Here is a 17,538-nt window from a genome sequence, read left to right on the forward strand (position 1 = left end):
AATGCGAAGCAATCCGTGTATCATAGGGGTCAAAATACCTTTTGACCCCAACATCATGATTTCAGACAGCATATAGGAGAAGCAGCAACACATGGATGGATATCAGTTCGAAGAACAGTGTGCGATCATACTAAAAAGAAAACATTTTTCAAAAATAGAAGTTACTAAAAGTTCTGGGGATCAAGGCGTTGACATCATTGCCTATAAACACAGAAAAAAATACGGGATACAGTGTAAGTATTACACGTATCCCGTTGGTAACAAAGCAGTCCAGGAAGCTTATGCCGGTGCAAATTTTTATGACTGTGACAAGGTCATCGTAATGACAAACACAACATTCACCCGCTCCGCGATTGAACTTGCTGAAAAACTGGATGTAGAATTGTGGCCGGATTGCCCGGTCACACCTTTTTACAGTTTATTGTTCAAGATCATGGGATTATTGAACCTGCTTCTTTTCCTTTACGCGATCCTGACACTTTTTTCTGCAAAATATGATTTTATTCATTTGCCGGTTTCACTTGATACGATATCGCTGGTGGCACTCCTGACAGCCTCTGCTTTAGGAATCTTCGGCTGGAAGTATCTCCTTTGTAATCTAATTACCGCCGGAGCTTTCCTCTTCCTTGCATTCCATGTTGTGCTTTCACCTGTATCTCTGGCAACAGATTATACATACACACAACTGCTCTCCTTAATTCCTGCAGTTGTATACATGCTTCATGCCGGGCGGCTGAAATTAAAGAAGATGAAAAAATAAAAGCTTATTCAAACCAGATTTCCGGATTCGTAGACGATACACTGGTTACTCCTGCCTTAAGAAGTGCCATTACATCTTCCTTCTCCCGGATCATTCCTCCGGCGATCACAGGTACCGGAAGATCTTTACAGATCTGTCCGATCACCTTCGGCATCATTCCCGGAAGAACCTCTACCACATCCGGTTTTGCTGCCGTTACCTGTGTTTTCACATTTTCATAAGCCATAGAATCAATCAAAAATACGCGCAATACCGTGAGCATTCCAAGTTCCTTCGCTCGATGAATGATCGTCGGTTTTGTGGAAATTACACCATCCGCTTCTGTATATTTTTTGATAAAATCTGCTGCAATGTTCTTCGATGCCAGCCCATGGATCAAGTCTAGATGTACTACCGCCAGTTTTCCTGCTGCTTTTACTTTAGAAACAATCTCCGGAATTGTACAGATGTCTCCATATAAAATAAATACAACCTGGCTTTCACTTTTCAGACAGGCATCTACTCCTTCATCATCTTTTACCGCTGCAATCACAGGGGATACCTCCAACGCATCCAGAAATTTATAATTCATTTCAATTCTCCTTTGTTCAGCTAAGATCAAATGAATGCCAGACACAGAAACTGTGAACAACAGTACTTGTATCTGGCATCTGTTTCATAAATTATACTATATCTCCTTCACTATCGTCTAGTGTACTGCATCCACATTTCCGGCAGCTACGATATTTACACCTGTACCTGCCACATTTTCCAACACAATATCTCCAATGTGAACCGGAGCTTTGATTGTTACGCCGCGAAGTGCTGCGATACAGTCAAAAATCTTATCTTTTGGAATGTCATGCTCTGTCTTCACATTGATCATTGGTACTTTTCCGTCTGCGACACGAACTGTAGTCGTTACAATACGCGTTGGATCAGTTACTTCCTTTCTTGCATACGCCTCTCCACGTGGACACGTATTTCCTGTAACGGATACAACTTTTCCGTCTTCCATTTTTACAACGATCGGACATCCCATCGGGCATCCGATACAGATTAATTCTCTCTCACTCATTTTCTTATGCCTCCTCGATCCGAATCGTAATCTTCTTTGTCTCCGGGTATTCTTCCAGTTTCTTTTTCTTCAGGATTACCTGCTCCATCTCACCCGGTGCCATCACCTGACGTTTCTTCTTGCTGATCAGCTGATCATCAAAATACACTGCAATCGACTTATTCTTAAATACATCTCCGACACGGAAACGAACTGTCAGATTTTCTTCCATTTCGGAAGGTCTTACAAAGGATGGTACAGTATAGCGCACTCCGCCTTCCGGAGAAATCGGAAGCATTTCTGCCTGCACGTCCTTTTCTCCTGCCTTTATATAAGTGGCTGCGTTCTTTCCTGCTGTCGCTGCCTCCTGAGATACAAAATCCACAAGATCATGCACATGCAATACATTTCCACATGCGAAGATGCCGTCCACACTTGTTTCCAGTGAATCATTTACGACCGGACCTGAAGTAACCTGTGAAAGTTCTACTCCTGCGCTTTTTGAAAGCTCATTTTCCGGAAGGAGTCCACAGGAAAGAAGCAACGTATCACAAGTATATCTTTCCTCTGTTCCTGGAATCGGCTTGCGGTCCGGTCCGACTTCTGCAATCGTAACAGCTTCTACACGATGCTTTCCTTCTATATCGATCACTGTATGACTCAGCTTCAGTGGAATCTCAAAGTCATCCAGGCACTGTACAATATTTCTCTTCAATCCACCGGAATAAGGCATCAGCTCTGCAACCACTTTCACCTTCGCCCCTTCAAGTGTCATACGTCTCGCCATGATCAGACCGATGTCACCGGATCCAAGGATCACAACTTCTTTTCCCGGCATAAGCCCTTCCATATTTACAAGATGTTGTGCCGTTCCGGCAGAATAAATTCCGGCCGGACGATATCCCGGAATATTTAAAGCTCCTCTGGAACGCTCTCTGCATCCCATCGCCAGGATAATTGCCTTTGCATGAAGAAGCAGAATCCCGTCCTCACGATTTGTGGCTGTTACTACCTTTTCCGGTGAAATGTCCATGACCATTGTATTTAATTTATATTCAATACCACGTTCTTCTACCTGCTCAATAAAACGTGCTGCATACTCAGGTCCTGTCAGTTCTTCTTTAAATGTATGCAAACCGAACCCATTATGAATACACTGCTGCAAAATGCCTCCGAGACTTTTATCTCTTTCCAAAATCAAAATGTTGTCAATTCCGTTATCTTTTGCTGCGACTGCTGCCGCAAGTCCTGCAGGACCTCCACCAATTATGATTAAATCATATGTTTTCATTTTACTCATCCTCCAGTTCTTTATTTTCACCTACGATAAATTCTGATCCAACGCCGTTTTTTCCAATCTGATCAACCGGCATTGGGACTTCTCTTTCCAAAATCTCCATAACCTTCGGAGAACAGAATCCTGATTGGCAACGCCCCATGCCGGCTCTTGTCCTGCGCTTCACGCCATCCAGAGAACGTGCGCCGAGTGGACGGTGAATTGCATCCAGGATTTCTCCTTCTGTGATCATCTCACAGCGGCAGATAATATTTCCATAAGCCGGGTTTTCTTTGATCAGCTGATTTCTCTCTTCCAGAGAAAGCGTATCCGGATCTAAAATCCCATGTCTCACCGGATTAAAATCAGACTTTTCTTCTGCATTCAAAAGGTCTCTTACAAGTTCTGCAACCGTAACACCGATTGCCGGTGCTGAAGAAAGTCCCGGAGATTCAATGCCTGCTGCATTGATCAGTCCTTTTACATCCACTGATTCACCAATTACAAAGTCATCTCCATCCTCGTGTGCACGAAGACCTGCAAAAGAAGTAATCACCTGACGAAGCGGAACATTCTTAACGCTATGAGAGGAAACTCTTGCGATCTGATCCAGACCATCCATTGTCGTGTTTACAGCACCTTTATCTTCTACATTTACTGCTGTAGGGCCTACAAGCAGATTGCCGTGAACTGTCGGTGTGACCAGTACTCCCTTTCCCATTTTCGATGGAAGCTGGAAGATTGTACTCTTCACATAATCTCCAACTGTCTTATCCAAAAGCATGTATTCCCCTTTACGGGCTGTAATATGAAGCTTTCTGTCTGAAAGCTGATTATTGATCTCATCAGCGTAAACTCCTGCTGCATTAACAATAAGTTTTGTCTCGATTGTCTCATCAACACCAGTATCTGCGTGATGAACCTGAACTCTAAATCCTTCTCCTGTCTTTTCCAGTTTTTCAACTTTTGTATTCAGGAAAAAACGAACACCGTTCTCGTATGCATTTTCCGCATATCCCATTGTCATATGGAATGGACAAACGATTCCTCCGGTTGGAGCCCACAGTGCACATGTCACATCATCTGCCAGGTTCGGCTCTTTCTCGATCAGAGCCTCTCTGTCTAAAATCTGAAGTCCAGGAACTTCATTTTTCTTACCTCTCTCCATTAAAACCTGAAGTCCTTCCGGATCCTGCTCTTTCGTACATACGACCAAAGAGCCGTTTCTCTTAAATGGAATGTCAAGCTCTTCTGCGATTCTGTCCATCATCGCATTTCCCATCACATTTAACTTTGCCTTCATCGTTCCCGGAACTGCATCAAATCCCGCATGGATGATCGCACTGTTTGCCTTGGATGTCTCATTACAGACATCCTCTTCCTTTTCAATCACACACGTATTCAACTTATATCTGGAAACCTCTCTGGCAATCGCGCTACCTGTCACTCCTGCACCAATAATAACAACATCAAACATATCCATTCCTCTCCTTTATCACACAAAAAAGCAAGGCAAATAAAACGACTTCCTGTCGTTTCATCTACCTTGCTCAAATCTCTGGTATCTAATATTCGTCTTTTCTTTATTCTAGCACATTTTTCAGAAGAATCAATCCCAAATATACTCAGAGTTACCTATGAACATCAGTATAGTTACTGTTCACACGATGGGGCGAGATGCATTCAAGCCAAAACATGCATCCTCCGTGTCAATCAGCGGAGTGATTGACACGGGAGTGAACAGTAACACTGGTTATGTTATTTCAGATGATCATATAAAAATCATAATTGACATTCAAAAATATGTAGTATATAATCGTTTTGTTCATCGGAGGGTGATTTGTTCGATCAGAAACAATAGCTGGATAAGATGGCAGACTGAAATGTCCGCTTTCTTATTCAGCTTTTTTGTTATCTGCCTGATTCGACTGAATTTTCAACAAAATCAATTATACAAGGAGGAATTTCAGTACATGGAAAAAAACACATCATTTACCGAAGGAAAAATCATGCAGCCGTTACTTCTGTTTGCAGTTCCTGTATTGCTGGCACTCTTTCTACAGGCTATGTACAGTGCAGTAGATTTGCTTATTGTTGGTAAGTTTGCATCTTCTGCTGATGTATCTGCGGTATCTACCGGTTCACAGATCATGACCACACCGTATCATAATTCACCGGCTTATAAAATGCTTTTTCTCTGCTTTCATGGTCCATCGGCCGATTTCCCAGCAGCCACATGGTCTTCGCTGCAACCGCCTCCGGTGTCATATCGTAAGACTCCAGTACATTGCACAGTTTTTTCATTTCATGTCCAACTTCATAAACCGTCATATCACTTCCCTCATGGGCAACCTGCGTGCACAGGACGATCATTTTTTCCGGATATTTCTGACAAAGTTCATAAAACATATCCTTGATACTGGACGGAATCCCACCGACGCCAAAACTCTCCACGATAATCGCATCGTAATGTTCGAAAATTACCGGAAGAAGCACCGGCTGAATACCAGGGATTAATTTTAATAAGAAAACACTATCACTTAACTTCTCATAAAACCGCACCGGTTTTTCATATGGCAGCATCGGCAGATACCGCAGAATCCGGCGATCCTGTATCACAGCCAGATACGGAAAATCAATACTGGAAAACGCGTTATAGCTCTTGGTCCGCACTTTTTTTGCTCGTGTTCCCGCGATCACCTTTCCGTCAAACACGATCTGTACCCCCTGGGAAGCATCGTCACAGGCATAGTAAAAGCTGTCCGAAAGATTTGTTTTGGCATCGGTAATATCCAGATTGATCGGACGCTGTGCACCGGTGATGACAATGGGCTTCGGCGAATTCTGAATCATATAGGAAAGTGCAGCCGCCGTATAGGCCATCGTATCGGTGCCATGCGCTATGATAAATCCATCAAATGCATCATAATGTTCCCGTATAACCTTTACCAGCATGCTCCAGTTTTCCGGCACTACATTGGAGCTGTCCAGATTAAAGGGCTGCACGGCTGTAATCTCACAAATCTTCTCCACCTCCGGGATATAAGATATCAATTCTTCCGGCGTGATCTGCGGAGTCAGACCATTTTCTGTTTTTTTCGATGCAATCGTACCACCGGTTGCAACAAATAAGATTTTCTTCATTGTTTTCCACTCCTTATTTCTGTATAATCATCACTATAAACAATTCCCCTGATTAACTGTTATACTCTTTATTTTTCTTGCTTTATTTGCACATAATTCTTATAATAACCATAGGTTACACTTATACTTTACAATATCATAACCAATGGTTATGATCAAGAGGTGATCACAGTGAAATTTCGTCCTGACCGTTTAATTCAATTAAGAACATCTATGAATATCAGCAAAGCCGAGGCCGCCCGCCAACTTAATATTTCCGCCATGACCTACGGCCGCTATGAAAAAGGAGAACGCGAACCCTCTTATCCGTCAGTATCTTATATTGCTCAGATTTTTCATTGCAATATTGACTTTTTATATGGAACTTCAGATGTCATGAATTGTGATTATATCGTTATTTCACGTTCCGAATCTCCGGAGTTATATTCTCTGGTAGAAACTCTTCAGCAAAATCACGACATAAAAGACCGGATCCTGGCTTATGCACGAGAACTGAACCGCAAAGAAAAAAGGGGATAAAAAAACAGTTTGTTTTTTATATAAAATATTTCCATTAAAACAAACTGTTCTTTAATTCCCACTAATTTTAATATGATTTTCCTATCATTTATCATTTCTTCTCGCTTAATTTTACCCATCTGTTTTAAAATAGCTCCACTCATTGTTTTGTCTAAATAGGCCGGATTTATTTTTCGTTTTGTATATGCCATATAACTGTCTTTTGTCTCTTCTATTAAAACTGCTGCAAAAAAACTTTCCCAGCTGAAATATTCTCCACTTACTTTTTTCTTCCACAGCATTTCTTATATTTTTTTCCACTGCCACATGGACAGGGATCATTTGGATACACTTTCTTCTCTTTTACAATCGGCTGCTGAATCCCCATTCGTCCCATTCTGTCAGAATTTCATGTGTATCTTCATAGTCTATACACTGCTGTACCATGTTCCGTAACGCCTGCGTATATCTTTTTTCATCATAGGGCTGATTTTCTTTCATTACATCATAAATTTCTTCTATTACAATCGCACCTATTTTTTCTTTCGCCTCTCTCGCAGAATATCCTGCATCGATTAGTTTGTCATAAGATTCCTTTGTTACAGGCGGATTATTTTCTCTTATCTGTATAACTCGTTATCTGTAAATTTATCATCCATAAAATAATGTGCCACCAAAAGTCCTGTATCTGCAATATAACTTTTCCCTACCCATATCAGCATATACATAAAAGGCACTTTAATTCAACTATTTTTTCACAAAAAGGCAGTTACTTTGGTATGCTCTCTGAAAGGCATAATACACCCGAGGATGTCAAGTCATTGCTACAAACTTTTTGACCTTTTTTCCTTCGATTTTCCCATAAAATCGTTGTTTTGGAACAGAGGACGTTATATTGTTGTCACAAAATCAGTGGGGAGGATGTAACGTCATTGTCATATTATCGCCACTTTCATTGCCGTTATCATCGCCATTGGCAATGGTAATGGCAATGACAATTCAACCTTTATAAAATAAGCTACATAAGCAAAACATTTTACAAAATACTCACCCGGTGGTTCATACCTCTGACAGTGCTCCATCACTCTCTATCATTTTGATCTCTTCAGCTGCATTCAAGACATTCAGCTGATATTCAGCAATCTCTTGTAATATTTTGAATCTTTCTCCTTTTTCTTTTCCTTCACGCAGCATCTGTGCATTATGTGATTCCAGATTGGATAGAACTGTTAATTCATTAATTGTTGCAAAATCTCTGACATTGTTTTTCTTTGCAAGTTCAGGATTTGCCTCTCTCCATGCTTTCGCCGTAAATCCAAATAATGCTACATTTAATATGTCTGCTTCTTCCGCATATGCCAGCCATTGAAGGTTTTCTCTGTAATTCATTTGAGGAAGCAAGTATCTTTTTACAGCATCCGTCTGGATCAGATAATTATTTTTACTTAAAAAACGTTTTGCATCCCATTCCTTTTGTTCAGAATTGTTTTCTTCTTCCTTTAACCGTTGAAATTCTTTTATCAGATATAGTTTAAATACCGGACTGATTGCAGATGCAAATTCAAATGCAATATCTTTGTGTGCATATGTGCCACCATATTTTCCACGTTTCACATATAATCCAATGGCATTTGTTTCATTTACCCATTCCGAAACACTAGGTGTAAAAGTCAATAACCCTGCTTGCTTTTTAAAGTGTTCGGATTCGAACACTTTAAAATTGGGATTATATATCTGTTCCCATACAGACAAATATTCCAAAGTACCACGATTTCTTAACCAATTTCTTACCACATCTGCTGCCCTGACAGAATCTGATTTAGCCTTAGCAATATCTGTAATGCAAATGTAATCATCTAACTTCTGTTTCGAAATTGAAATATGCACATTTTGTACTTCAATTACTTTATTCTTCATTCACATCTTCCTTTACAATAAGATCATCCATCTTTACTTTATACGCCAGCAAACGTAATACATAATCCGGCATCTTTCTGGTTCCTCGTTCCCACTCTGTTACTGTTCTGTATGGGATTTCAAAATATTTACAAAATTCCTTTCTGTTCATTCCGGTACTTTCTCGTAATTCTTTTATTTTATCTTTTATTTCCATTTTCTCTCCCCTTTTTCATTTACACATTGTGTATGTATCGTAACATATTTTTTCATTTATTACAACATCTATCATCTTCATTTTGGTATGCTCTCTGAAAGGCATAATCTCCCCGAGGATGTCAAGCCATTGCTACAAACTTTTTGACCTTTTTTCCTCGATTTTTCCAATAAAACCGTTGTTTGGGAACAGAGGACGTTATATTGTTGTCACAAAATCAGCAGGGAGGATGTAACGTCATTGCTACAAGTTCAGTAGTAGTGGACGTTACATTATTGCTACAAATCAAGTCAGTGATTTCCACTCCACCTCCACTCTCCCGTCATCATACACATATATTCCCTGCACATATTCTTCCAGCATCTCTCGTGTCAGCTTCTCATAGCCTAGATACTTCAACATTTTCTCCACCGGAATATTCTTTTTCATCAGGATTTCTTTCTCGTCGTTTATCAACTCATCCAGTTCCTGTACACGTTTCTGCAGTCGTTCTCTTTCTTCTTCCAACTGCTTCTTGGCTTCCATAAACTGGTTCTGGTTCATCTGTCCCTCGTGATACTTCTCGTAGTTCTGGCGGTTCTGGATTTTTATTTGTTCTTGACACTTTTCACAATCTGCACTTTCCGTCTTATAGGCTTCTATACTGTCCTCATGCTGTTTTCTCATGGATTGCTGCATCTGTTCTTGGCTGATATTCTGACGTAAGTAAGCCTTTATTTCTGCCAGCACGATATGCTCCAGCATTTTGTTATCCGCTTTCCCGGCAAAACACGCTGTATCTTCTTTTCCTTTACTGTAAGCACAGCTATAAAGGATATGACCATGAACAGGACTGCTTGAAGTCAGACTTCTGCGACAATTCCCGCATTTTACATAGCCACCTAATAGTGTTGTTTCCCTGTCAAATTTGCTTTTCTTGGTGTATCTGATCTGCAGAGACTGTGCTTTCTCAAAGACCTCTTTTGATACGATCGGCTCGTGATGGTTTTCCATCACTTTCCACTGATTTCTCGGCACTGGTACTTCTTTCCCTGTTCCGGGATCTGGAATCTTTGTCTTTCCATAGACCATACAGCCTATATAAGTCTTATCATCCACAATCTTCCGTATCATATCACTCGTCCACTGCAATCCTCTTGATGCAGCTTTCTTGCTGTCTGATTTCTGTCGTCTGCTCATAGACTGCAAGGGAGTCAATACACCCTCTTCATTGAATAACTTACAAATCTCCATCTTGGAATATCGCTGATTGGTCAGTTCAAATACTCTGCGAATCACTTCCGCTTCGTCCTCTACAATCACCAGTTCTTTCTTATTTTCAGGATTGATTCGATACCCATACGGTGCAGAGCCACAGCAATACTCACCTTTTCCTCGTCTGGTACTGACTGCCGCTTTTACCTTTACGGACTGGTCTTTCACATAAAAATCTGCTATCAGTCCTTTAAACTGTACTTCAATATCCGAACTCTTTCCCTTATAATCTTTAGAATCATATCGGTCTGAGATAGAAATGAATCGTACTCCCAGGAATGGAAAAATCTGTTCCAGATAAGTTCCCATCTCAATATAGTTTCTGGCAAAACGTGAAAAATCTTTTACTACAATACACTGCACTTTATTCTCCCTGGCAAGTTCCAGAACCTGCTTAATTGCCGGACGTTCCATACTGGAACCAGAATATCCATCGTCGTAGAACTCCTGAAAGGGCATAGCCACCAGTTCAGGAATATTGGAAATATAATCTTTTACCAGTTTTCTCTGATTAATAATGCTGTTACTTTCTCCCTCTGAGTCATCTTCCATGGAAAGGCGGTAATATCCAATAATCAGTTTCTGATCACTCATGTTCTACCGCCCCCTTAAACCCGAAGTTGATTTCCAGTTTGCCATCACCATATAGATACATACTTTCAATCAAGCCTTCTGCAAATTCCGCATTGATTCTGGTTGTCCCATCCAGCTCCAGCAGGCTTCGTAAAAATCTGGCTTCTTCTTTCTGCTGTTTTTCCAGCTTTCGTATGGTCTGCTCTAAAGACTTCTTTCTCTCTTCGCAGAACTCTTTCCAGCTATTACGGTCATCTTTCATTTCTATATAGGCTTCTTTGGAAAGTTCCCCCTCTTTATATTGCATAAATGCCTGTGCCAGTTTTTCTGAACGTTTTTCCATATCTACATCCAGTTTTCTGATTTCTGTTTGAACTTCTTTGATTTTGGAAAGAAATACCACACTGCTTATAGCAGACATATCCTTTTTCCGTAAGCCAGATAACTGAAACTGTCTGGTCAGCTCCGAGCGGACAATTTTCTGCAATTTTTCTTCAGAGATAGATTTATGACTACATTTCCTTTCATCCCGATACTGAGCAGCGTTGCAAAAATAATACACATTGCCTCTGTATCTGCGTGTACACATTTTCCGCTTGCAGTCTCCACAATAGAATACATTATAAAATGCTCTTTCATCCTCTTCCCATCCTGCCGTAGTTTTTGTTGTTTTCTGTTGTGCTGCTTTTAACCTGACTTGTGCTTTGTCAAACAGTTCTCGGCTGATAATCGGCTCATGGGCATTTGGCGTAATAATCCACTGGCTTTCATCCAGTATATCACACCATTTTTCACCTCTTTGAAATCTGGATTCATATTTTCTCTGAACCAGATCACCATAATAATTATTTCGGTTCAACACCGCACGTATCGAAGAATTTCCCCACTGATGAAGCTTTTCTCCGTCCTTACAGTACACATGATGATATTGGTTATAGTCTGAAATACGATGTACTCCATCCTCAAACAGCCTGTCAATAATACTCTGTATACCATCTCCAGAAGCATATTCTTCAAAAATCCTACGGACAATCTTTGCAGATTCCGGTTCCACAATCAACTTATAAATCCCATTTACCTTTTCCACACGATATCCGTATGGAGCTGTAGATCCCACATATTCACCATTTTTCTGTGCAATACGTTTCGCAGCCCGTTCTTTTGCAGAAATGTCTTTCGCATAAGCATCATTCACAAGATTTTTGATATTCATGGATAATTCCTGATTCTTAGCACCAGGTGCAAATGAATCATAGTTGTCACATACAGAAATAAACCGTACTTTCATAAAAGGAAGAATCTTTTCCAGATAGTTACCAGTTTCGATGTAATTTCTTCCAAATCGTGAGAAATCCTTTACCAGAATACAGTTTATTTTACCTGCCCTGACATCATTCATCATCCGTTCAAATCCCGGTCTGTCAAAATTTGTTCCAGTTTTTCCCAGATCAGAATAAATGTCATATACAGCAATCTCATACTCTCTGTCTGGATTTTCATTGTGCTTCTGAATGAATTCTTTTATCAGCGTAACCTGTGTTTCAATAGATTCCGACTTTTTTTCATCACTGTCTACGGATAATCTGGCATAAATTGCAGCCATACATACCGGAATCCCAAGAACTTTCTTCTCTGTGTTTTTCTTATATCTTTTTGCTGTCCTTGCCATTTATCCCACCTCTTTCCTGCACTCTGTCCGGTGTTCCGCATAAAACCGTCTTATGACTTTCATTTTCTCAATCATATCCTGATAACGGATGTGAATTTTAATTTGCTTATTTTCATAAATATAGATTTTATCTACGGTCAGTGCCAGCAATGTGCGATCCAGTTCTTTGATTTCCAGTGATTTCTTCCAGTCCTCCAACTGAACAGTTGCAGACACTCCACCCTCAAACATTTGCTTTACCAGCTTTTTCTGATTTTCAATCATCTGCTCCAGTTCTTCACATTTTCTTCCGTAACTTTCCCGAAAATCATCAAACTCCTCTTTACTGATCAGTCCCTCTTTCAAGTCATCACCCAAAGATGCTTTCAGACTGTAATAGCGGTTATATTCTTCCTGTAACTTACTAATCTGTGTATCATAACCAATTACCTGATCGTAACTGACTTGCATCTCACAAAGTTCTTCCATAATCATCTGATAGTCTATAAAAAGTGCCGTATATGCCTGAATCTCTTTCAACACAATTCTTTTCAGCACCTCTTCCGGAATACTGTGTCTGGTACAATCTCCACCTTTATTCTTTGTCTGGCAGATATAAAAAGCTTTTTTCTTCCCCTTATACTGATTTACCCTGCGTATCATCGGTGTCTTGCAATCTCCACAAAACACAAATCCCGAAAAAAAGTTTGCACTGTCTGATGTTTTTGATGCTCTGCCATCATATTGAAGCAGCTTCTGCACTACGTCAAAATCATTTTGCCTGATAATTGCCGGATGCGTATTTTCTACTTTCACCCACTCTGCTTCTGGCTTATCCAAACGTTGTTTTACCTTGTAGCTGATTCGTTCCTGCTTGCCCTGTACCATGTTTCCAATATAGACTTCATTTGTCAGAATCCTTTTGATCTGCACTGCCGACCATTTCGGTGTGTCTGAGCTGTGAAATCCAGAATTATAATTCTCGCCATTTGCCTTTTTATATTCTTTTGGCGACTGCACATGACGTACATTCAGTTTTTCTGCGATTGCTCCAAGACTGAACCCATCAATTTTCCATGAAAATATTTTTCTTACAATATCTGCTGCATAAGAATCAATCACCAGACAGTTCTTATTCTCCGGATCTTTGCAGTAACCATACGGGGCAAATGCTCCAATAAATTCACCTTTTTCACGTTTGATTTTCTGATGGCTTCGCACTTTACTGGAAATGTCCCGGCAATAGCTTTCATTTACAAAATTTTTGATTGGAACTACAAATGACTTCTCTGAAAAATCTGCTGTTTTACTGTCGAACTGGTCTGTAACTGAAATAAAACGCACATTTAAAGCCGGGTAGGTCTTTTCGATCCATCGCCCGGCTTCTATATACTCTCTTCCGAATCTGGATAAGTCTTTTACAATCACACAGTTTACTTTTCCAGCTTCTATATCAGTTGTCATTCGTTTAAACTCAGGTCGGTCAAAATTTCCTCCTGAGTATCCGTCATCCACATATATATCAAAGATCTGAATATCCGGCTGGCTTTTTACAAAGCTCCGAAGTAACTCTCTCTGATTTGCAATGCTGTTGCTCTCTGACTTCGCACCTCCCTCTTCCATATCATCTTTCGATAACCGAAGATACAATGCAGCATCGTACATATCTGGCATATTCATTTGCATTTGTTCCATTTTACATCGCTCCCAACTTACTTATTCCATTGAATTTGAAGTCAGAAACCATGTATCACGTTCATTTTCCCTGACTTCACATTAACATAACATCTGTAGCTTCGCAAGATATTTTTTCAAGACTTGCATCTAATACATCAACTCCGTTCTTTTTCTTAGATAATCACTGATCGCATCTGTAGCATCCATTTCTCCTGTCATTTCCACGACTACCACATACCCTTCATTCATGTGAGCATACGGCTGATCGCCAGATTTATCCAGAAAAGTTTCCACTTTTTCAGAAATAGCTTTATCCATATCAGGAATTAAATCTTCAATGTCCTTTAACTGCTCCAGATTAACACTGGAATCTATTACTGACTGATTCACCATGATGCTCACCTCTTTTCCAACATATTCTTTGTATCAGTTGTCCTATACCTGCAATTTTCTCAATTGCATCACCTTACCTTTTCGTATTTTGTTCTCACAGTTTATCTATTGTTATAGCATTGCATATTCCGTTCGGCGTGTTGGCTTCCATTCGTATAATCTGCTGTCAGCGTTACTGCCAACCTCTATCAGAATATTTCTGAATGCTGGTAGCTTCTTCGCAAACTTACCAGCCGTTTCCGGAGTATCTTTGACGCTCGCCCGTAAAATCCTTTACAGGGTTATGGCATCTGTGGAATCAGATTATACAGCTCATGTAATTTTCAAGGTACAAAAGAGAGTTTTTTGAATATCCTTTCACTTATTACAGCCTAGAAACACCAAAATGTTGTTCTCTTCAAAAAAATCCTCTCACTAATAAAGCCTGACAGAATGATTTTACCAACCTAATTTTGCAATAATTTGCAAAATATATTTATCCTCATCTGCACATTCGCTTTCATGCGAACCTTTATTATACTGCCATTTTAATTCGCTTTCATGCGAATGTCAAGTGCTTTATTCGCTTCAATGCGAATCTTTCTGTTTACATTCCTTGTTTTTGGTAGTAAAATGGATTTATCAAAAAGAAAGTTGGAAATTTGGTATGACAATCGGTGATAAAATAAAAAAAATCCGGACATTCCGGCATATGACGCAGGCAGAACTTGGTGCTGCCCTCGGTTGGGGTGATAAAGGTGCAAACCGCCTAGCCCAATACGAAACAAATTACAGGGTTCCCCGTAAAGATCTTGTAACTGAAATGGCTAAGATTCTGGATGTAAATCCACTGGCACTACACGAACCGACTACTATGGATGCATCTGAACTTATAGAAATCCTATTCTGGATTGATGAATTTAACCCAGCAGCTATTAATCTCTTTCAGTTAGAAACCTATCCGGGTGAAAAATGCAATTCCAGTGAGGATACCGCTGTCCGTTATCATGATTCTGATAACTGGCCGGCTCATCCACCTGTTGGTATGTGGTTCAATTATGGAGTTCTCAATGATTTTATGAAAGAATGGGTTCTCAGAAAAGAAGAATTGAAATCCGGTAAAATTACCAGAGATGAGTATTTTGAGTGGAAAATTAACTGGCCACAGACCTGTGATGGGTGTGGGAAATATGAGCCGAAAAGACAATGGCGATCTGCAAATGCAGAACTTAGTGAAACTTAGCAAAACTTAAATTTATTATGTTTTTTCTCTTTAACCAAAGAAAAAAGCACTGAAAACCATTAGTCCAACGGTTTTCAGTGCTTTTTTCATATTGCTCTATTGAATTTTCCTCATTCCACCTATACAAGTGAAACTTAGAGAAACTTAAATTAAATCTCTTTCAGACAATTCAATTTGGATATTCTCCAACTGTGGATTATTTCTCAGTGGGCCAGTTTCCAGCTTACTGCCTGCTGCCTTGCATCCACAAATCTCTTATAAATGCCTTCCTGCTTCATTAGTTGCTCATGTGTTCCCTGCTGTACAATTCTTCCTTTGTCAACAACCACAATCTGGTCTGCATGTCTGACCGTTTTTAATCTGTGGGCAATCATAATAATCGTTTTTTCCTTTGTAAGTGCATCTACTGCATCCATCAGCTCCTTTTCATTCTCTGGATCAACATTTGCCGTCGCTTCATCCAATATGACGATTGGCGCATCCTTCATAATCGCTCTGGCTATCGAAATACGCTGTTTCTCACCACCGGAAAGTGTGGCTCCTCCTTCTCCGATCACTGTGTCATATCCATTCTGAAGTTTGCTGATGAAATCATGACAACATGCTTTCTTCGCCGCTTCCACCACTTCCTCATGACTTGCATCCTGGCGTCCGAATTTAATATTATTCTCAATGGTGTCTGCGAACAAATACACCGACTGAAATACAAATGAAAAATTACGCATCAGACTGTTCATGCTGTAGTCTTTTACATTCACACCTCCAAGTGTCACTTCCCCGGAATCCACATCCCAGAACCTGGCAATCAGATTGCAAAGTGTTGATTTTCCTCCACCAGATGGTCCAACGATTGCTGTCGTCGTTTTCTGCGGAATAGAGAGCGATATATCATCAATGATCTTCCGTTTGTCATAAGAAAACGAAACATTAGAAAGTCTAATATCGTAATTTTCCGGCTGTATTTCTTTACCGTCGATATCCATGGTATCCAGCTCCAATATTGCATTTGCTTTATCTACACATACGCTTACCACATGTAAAAGAGATGAATAATTTCCTGCACATTCCAGACTGGCATAAAGCATAAATGCTGAGATTGTCATACCAATTGCATAGACCGCACTCATAGTTCCATTAATATAAAAATATGCACTGCATGCTACGATTACTGCACCTGTGGTTTTTGTTATGACGCTTTGCAGAAAATGATAAGGGACAAACAACATCTCCATCTTTGTATTAATCTTTTCGCATGCTTCATTTGCATCATTTAATCTTTTTGCCTGTTTTCCAAGCAGGTTGTATGATTTTACTTCTGATATTCCCTGCAGATACTCCATGATCTGATTTACAAGCTCTGTATCGCATACCACTTTTTGCTCTGAATCGTTTTTCCCTGCATTCTGCATCACAGCATTTACACCAAAGAAAATAAGCACTCCTGCTGCAGCTGTCAGTCCAATTCTCCAGTCAAAAAGAAACAGCATAAGAATGATCATGGATGTTTCCAGAATTCCCTGCATGGTCAGCATAACCACTCTCGCAGCTACATCGCCAAGTGTTTCCATTGTATTCGTCGTAATAGAAGAAATTTCCCCGATGCTGTTGGCATTAAAATATCCCATCGGCAGATAACGCAGATGCTCTGCAATTTTGATTCTCATAAAAGCACTCGCATTATATCCGCCTTCTGTCTGAAGCACTGTAGAGTATCTCTTACAGATGACATCAACTACAATTGCAATCACCATGATTGCAATTGAACCACCAATATATTTTCCTATTGGTTTTCCACTCATCAAACCAATCAATATGTACATAATAGCCGGTATCTTCATTGCTGAAGCGAGAGCCTCTATAAGTCCGATCACTATCGACAGTTTAAATTTATTACCATTTTCCCTGCCTGAAAAACGAAAGAATTTTGCCAGAATTCCAAACATA

At 40.0% G+C, this 17,538-nt stretch carries 17 protein-coding genes and 1 pseudogene; 3 read left to right on the forward strand and 15 right to left on the reverse strand.

Annotated elements, in window-relative coordinates; genetic code table 11:
- Positions 1-91: 91 nt before the first annotated feature.
- Positions 92-760: a restriction endonuclease gene (locus LI162_RS11775; protein WP_196020534.1), complete on the forward strand. Its 669-nt coding sequence runs from the start codon at positions 92-94 to the stop codon at positions 758-760.
- A gap of 4 nt (positions 761-764) precedes the next feature.
- Here the strand turns inward: LI162_RS11775 and LI162_RS11780 are convergent, their stop codons facing one another.
- The 5 genes from LI162_RS11780 to LI162_RS11805 form a co-directional block, all read right to left on the reverse strand.
- Positions 765-1,331 carry a glycerol-3-phosphate responsive antiterminator gene (locus tag LI162_RS11780; protein ID WP_227156684.1) on the reverse strand — a complete coding sequence of 189 codons (567 nt, stop codon included), beginning with the start codon at positions 1,329-1,331 and terminating at the stop codon, positions 765-767.
- A 117-nt stretch (positions 1,332-1,448) separates the two neighbouring features.
- Complete coding sequence (locus LI162_RS11785) at positions 1,449-1,817, reverse strand: DUF1667 domain-containing protein (protein WP_020437061.1); 369 nt, start codon at positions 1,815-1,817, stop codon at positions 1,449-1,451.
- A 4-nt stretch (positions 1,818-1,821) separates the two neighbouring features.
- Positions 1,822-3,087 (reverse strand): NAD(P)/FAD-dependent oxidoreductase, encoded by a 1,266-nt coding sequence (locus tag LI162_RS11790; RefSeq protein WP_227156686.1) that lies wholly within the window; start codon positions 3,085-3,087, stop codon positions 1,822-1,824.
- A 1-nt stretch (position 3,088) separates the two neighbouring features.
- Complete coding sequence (locus LI162_RS11795; protein WP_227156688.1) at positions 3,089-4,549, reverse strand: NAD(P)/FAD-dependent oxidoreductase; 1,461 nt, start codon at positions 4,547-4,549, stop codon at positions 3,089-3,091.
- 671 nt (positions 4,550-5,220) lie between these two features.
- Positions 5,221-6,216: an asparaginase gene (locus LI162_RS11805; protein WP_117541094.1), complete on the reverse strand. Its 996-nt coding sequence runs from the start codon at positions 6,214-6,216 to the stop codon at positions 5,221-5,223.
- Between the two features lie 171 nt (positions 6,217-6,387).
- Here LI162_RS11805 and LI162_RS11810 point away from each other — a divergent pair, with 171 nt between their 5' ends.
- Positions 6,388-6,735, forward strand: coding sequence for a helix-turn-helix domain-containing protein (locus LI162_RS11810; protein ID WP_117541096.1), 348 nt, complete (start codon positions 6,388-6,390; stop codon positions 6,733-6,735).
- On the opposite strand, the gene LI162_RS11815 is transcribed toward LI162_RS11810, so the two are convergent.
- From LI162_RS11815 to LI162_RS11855, 9 genes and pseudogenes are all read right to left on the reverse strand, one after another.
- Positions 6,696-7,016 carry a hypothetical protein gene (locus LI162_RS11815; RefSeq protein WP_118175833.1) on the reverse strand — a complete coding sequence of 107 codons (321 nt, stop codon included), beginning with the start codon at positions 7,014-7,016 and terminating at the stop codon, positions 6,696-6,698. The genes LI162_RS11810 and LI162_RS11815 overlap by 40 nt on opposite strands.
- A pseudogene (locus LI162_RS11820) lies at positions 6,995-7,078 on the reverse strand (SEC-C metal-binding domain-containing protein); the annotation flags it as partial. The pseudogene LI162_RS11820 and the gene LI162_RS11815, both read right to left, overlap by 22 nt.
- Positions 7,078-7,215, reverse strand: a complete 138-nt coding sequence (locus tag LI162_RS11825; protein ID WP_181986626.1) for a hypothetical protein — start codon at positions 7,213-7,215, stop codon at positions 7,078-7,080. The gene LI162_RS11825 and the pseudogene LI162_RS11820, both read right to left, overlap by 1 nt.
- Before the next feature lie 558 nt (positions 7,216-7,773).
- Positions 7,774-8,631, reverse strand: a complete 858-nt coding sequence (locus LI162_RS11830; protein WP_117827324.1) for a KilA-N domain-containing protein — start codon at positions 8,629-8,631, stop codon at positions 7,774-7,776.
- A complete protein-coding gene (locus LI162_RS11835) occupies positions 8,621-8,827 on the reverse strand; it encodes a helix-turn-helix domain-containing protein (protein WP_054753198.1) in 207 nt (68 codons plus the stop codon). Before LI162_RS11835 ends, LI162_RS11830 begins: the two co-directional genes overlap by 11 nt.
- Positions 8,828-9,112: 285 nt before the next feature.
- Complete coding sequence (locus LI162_RS11840) at positions 9,113-10,675, reverse strand: recombinase family protein (RefSeq protein ID WP_227156690.1); 1,563 nt, start codon at positions 10,673-10,675, stop codon at positions 9,113-9,115.
- Complete coding sequence (locus LI162_RS11845) at positions 10,668-12,323, reverse strand: recombinase family protein (protein ID WP_215660908.1); 1,656 nt, start codon at positions 12,321-12,323, stop codon at positions 10,668-10,670. Before LI162_RS11845 ends, LI162_RS11840 begins: the two co-directional genes overlap by 8 nt.
- A complete protein-coding gene (locus LI162_RS11850; RefSeq protein WP_227156692.1) occupies positions 12,324-13,997 on the reverse strand; it encodes a recombinase family protein in 1,674 nt (557 codons plus the stop codon).
- 129 nt (positions 13,998-14,126) lie between these two features.
- Positions 14,127-14,372 carry a DUF6870 family protein gene (locus LI162_RS11855; RefSeq protein WP_016286640.1) on the reverse strand — a complete coding sequence of 82 codons (246 nt, stop codon included), beginning with the start codon at positions 14,370-14,372 and terminating at the stop codon, positions 14,127-14,129.
- A 646-nt stretch (positions 14,373-15,018) separates the two neighbouring features.
- Between LI162_RS11855 and LI162_RS11860 the strand changes: the two genes are divergently transcribed.
- Positions 15,019-15,594, forward strand: coding sequence for a helix-turn-helix domain-containing protein (locus tag LI162_RS11860; RefSeq protein ID WP_101885096.1), 576 nt, complete (start codon positions 15,019-15,021; stop codon positions 15,592-15,594).
- A 203-nt stretch (positions 15,595-15,797) separates the two neighbouring features.
- Here the strand turns inward: LI162_RS11860 and LI162_RS11865 are convergent, their stop codons facing one another.
- Entirely contained in the window at positions 15,798-17,537 is a 1,740-nt protein-coding gene (locus LI162_RS11865) for an ABC transporter ATP-binding protein (protein WP_227156694.1), read from the reverse strand.
- Position 17,538 lies beyond the last annotated feature (1 nt).

It is taken from the genome of Mediterraneibacter sp. 210702-DFI.3.120, assembly GCF_020561005.1.
GTDB classification, from domain to species: domain Bacteria; phylum Bacillota; class Clostridia; order Lachnospirales; family Lachnospiraceae; genus Mediterraneibacter; species Mediterraneibacter faecis.

Excerpts from the sequence above, each read along its gene's own strand:
- LI162_RS11780 (WP_227156684.1), bottom strand. The coding sequence starts at position 1,331 with ATGAATTATAAATTTCTGGATGCGTTGGAGGTATCCCCTGTGATTGCA.
- LI162_RS11850 (WP_227156692.1), bottom strand. The coding sequence starts at position 13,997 with ATGGAACAAATGCAAATGAATATGCCAGATATGTACGATGCTGCATTG.
- LI162_RS11835 (WP_054753198.1), bottom strand. The coding sequence starts at position 8,827 with ATGGAAATAAAAGATAAAATAAAAGAATTACGAGAAAGTACCGGAATG.
- LI162_RS11855 (WP_016286640.1), bottom strand. The coding sequence starts at position 14,372 with ATGGTGAATCAGTCAGTAATAGATTCCAGTGTTAATCTGGAGCAGTTA.
- LI162_RS11860 (WP_101885096.1), top strand. The coding sequence starts at position 15,019 with ATGACAATCGGTGATAAAATAAAAAAAATCCGGACATTCCGGCATATG.
- LI162_RS11815 (WP_118175833.1), bottom strand. The coding sequence starts at position 7,016 with ATGCTGTGGAAGAAAAAAGTAAGTGGAGAATATTTCAGCTGGGAAAGT.
- LI162_RS11805 (WP_117541094.1), bottom strand. The coding sequence starts at position 6,216 with ATGAAGAAAATCTTATTTGTTGCAACCGGTGGTACGATTGCATCGAAA.
- LI162_RS11785 (WP_020437061.1), bottom strand. The coding sequence starts at position 1,817 with ATGAGTGAGAGAGAATTAATCTGTATCGGATGCCCGATGGGATGTCCG.
- LI162_RS11795 (WP_227156688.1), bottom strand. The coding sequence starts at position 4,549 with ATGTTTGATGTTGTTATTATTGGTGCAGGAGTGACAGGTAGCGCGATT.
- LI162_RS11775 (WP_196020534.1), top strand. The coding sequence starts at position 92 with ATGGATGGATATCAGTTCGAAGAACAGTGTGCGATCATACTAAAAAGA.
- LI162_RS11825 (WP_181986626.1), bottom strand. The coding sequence starts at position 7,215 with ATGAAAGAAAATCAGCCCTATGATGAAAAAAGATATACGCAGGCGTTA.
- LI162_RS11830 (WP_117827324.1), bottom strand. The coding sequence starts at position 8,631 with ATGAAGAATAAAGTAATTGAAGTACAAAATGTGCATATTTCAATTTCG.
- LI162_RS11865 (WP_227156694.1), bottom strand. The coding sequence starts at position 17,537 with ATGTTTGGAATTCTGGCAAAATTCTTTCGTTTTTCAGGCAGGGAAAAT.
- LI162_RS11790 (WP_227156686.1), bottom strand. The coding sequence starts at position 3,087 with ATGAAAACATATGATTTAATCATAATTGGTGGAGGTCCTGCAGGACTT.
- LI162_RS11840 (WP_227156690.1), bottom strand. The coding sequence starts at position 10,675 with ATGAGTGATCAGAAACTGATTATTGGATATTACCGCCTTTCCATGGAA.
- LI162_RS11845 (WP_215660908.1), bottom strand. The coding sequence starts at position 12,323 with ATGGCAAGGACAGCAAAAAGATATAAGAAAAACACAGAGAAGAAAGTT.